Origin of the sequence: Nocardia sp. No.11, from assembly GCF_038752175.1 — a bacterium.
GTDB classification, from domain to species: Bacteria; Actinomycetota; Actinomycetes; order Mycobacteriales; family Mycobacteriaceae; genus Nocardia; species Nocardia canadensis.
Genome location: NZ_JBCGFB010000248.1, coordinates 1 through 2,049, shown reverse-complemented (window position 1 = coordinate 2,049; position 2,049 = coordinate 1). Strand labels below are relative to the sequence as shown.

At 71.0% G+C, this 2,049-nt stretch carries 1 protein-coding gene; it reads right to left on the bottom strand.

All coding sequences use genetic code 11. The annotated features are described in order from the left end of the window. Nucleotides 1-2,049: Rne/Rng family ribonuclease (locus V8688_RS31825; RefSeq protein WP_342802371.1), on the bottom strand; the 2,049-nt coding region annotated here is incomplete at both ends.

Below are 2,049 nucleotides of genomic sequence, written 5' to 3'. Positions count from 1 at the left end.
GTGACCGGGACCGCGACCGCGACCGGGTCGGCTCGGCGGGCGCCTCCGCGGGGGCCGCGGTCTCGGCCACGACCTCCTCGACGGGCTCGCCGTCCTCACCGTGGTGGGCGGCCATCGCGAGCGCGACCGGGTGGGCCCGCTTGACCGCGATGTCCTCCTCACCGTGCTCGGCGGCGGGCGCCGTCCCGTTGGTCGCCGGAGCGGCCGCGGCGGCGGGCTTGTCCTGGGTCTTGTCCTTGCCGCGACGACGACGCGACGAGCCTTCCTTGGCCCGGTTGCCCGAGTCGTCGGCACCGGACCCGGCGTCGACCGGATAGGAGTGCACGAGGATGCCGCGCCCGTGGCAGTGCTCACAGGTCGTCGAGAACGCCTCGACCAGTCCGGTGCCCAGCTTCTTGCGGGTCATCTGGACCAGGCCGAGCGAGGTCACCTCCGACACCTGGTGCCGGGTGCGATCGCGGCCCAGCGCCTCGGTGAGCCGGCGCAGCACCAGGTCACGGTTGGATTCGAGCACCATGTCGATGAAGTCGACGACGATCATGCCGCCGATGTCGCGCAGCCGCATCTGGCGCACGATCTCCTCGGCCGCCTCCAAGTTGTTCTTGGTGACCGTCTCCTCCAGGTTCGACGAACCCGACCCGGTGAACTTGCCGGTGTTCACGTCGACGACCGTCATCGCCTCGGTGCGGTCGATCACCAGCGTGCCGCCCGAGGGCAGCCACACCTTGCGATCGAGCGCCTTGGCCAGCTGCTCGTCGATGCGGAAGGCGTCGAACACGTCGACACCGTTGTTCTCGTGCCGGTTCACCCGCGGCAGCAGGTCCGGCGCGACGGTGCGCACGTAGGTCTCGACCGTGCTCCAGGCCCGCTCGCCCTCGATGACCAGCTTGGCGAAGTCCTCGTTGAACAGATCACGGATGACCTTGACCAGCATGTCGGGCTCTTCGTAGAGAGCCTTGGGCGCGTTGGACTCCTTGGCGGCGGCCTCTTCGATGGTGCGCCAGGTGGCCTGCAGCCGCTCGACGTCGCGAGCCAGCTCGGGCTCGCTGACACCCTCGGACGCGGTGCGGATGATCACACCGGCGTCGGCGGGCACGATCTCGCGCAGGATCTCCTTGAGGCGCTTGCGCTCGGTGTCGGGCAGCTTGCGGCTGATCCCGGTGGAGGTGCCGCCCGGCACGTACACCAGGAACCGGCCCGCGAGCGAGATCTGAGTGGTCAGACGGGCGCCCTTGTGACCCACCGGGTCCTTGGACACCTGCACCAGCACCTGATCGCCGGGCTTGAGCGCCTGCTCGATCTTGCGCTCCTTGCCGCCCAGACCGGCGGCGTCCCAGTTCACCTCACCGGCGTAGAGCACGCCGTTGCGGCCGCGGCCGATGTCGATGAACGCGGCCTCCATGCTCGGCAGCACGTTCTGCACCTTGCCGAGGTAGACATTGCCCACCATCGACGCCTGGCCGGAACTGGTCACGAAGTGCTCGACCAGGATGTTGTCCTCGAGCACCGCCACCTGGGTGGTGATCTGGTGACCCGGCGCGTGCTCGGCGGCGTCGAACGACTTCTCCCGCACGACCATCACCCGGTCGACCGCCTCGCGGCGGGCCAGGAACTCCGACTCGGTCAGGATCGGCGGACGACGGCGACCGGCCTCGCGGCCGTCGCGGCGGCGCTGACGCTTGGCCTCGAGCCGGGTGGATCCGGAGATGCCCTGCACCTCGTCGGACGCGGCCCGGCCACGGCTCTTGTTGCGCGGCTCGCGCTCGTGCACGACGGTGTTCGGCGGATCGTCCTCCGACGACGCGTCGGCATCGCCGCCCTCCCCGCCGACCTTGCGGCGGCGACGACGGCGGCGGCGCCGGCTCGCGCCCTCGGGCTGGGTGTCATCCTCGTCGTCGGAGTCGGCGTCGGTGTCCTCGGCCTGCTGCTCGGCTTCGTCGGTGGCGGCCTCGGACGGCGCGGCGGGCTCGTCGTCGGTGTCGTGCTCGGCGCCCTCGGTGTCGGTGTCGTCGCCGTCGGCGGACTGCTCGCCCCGGCCACGGCCGCGGC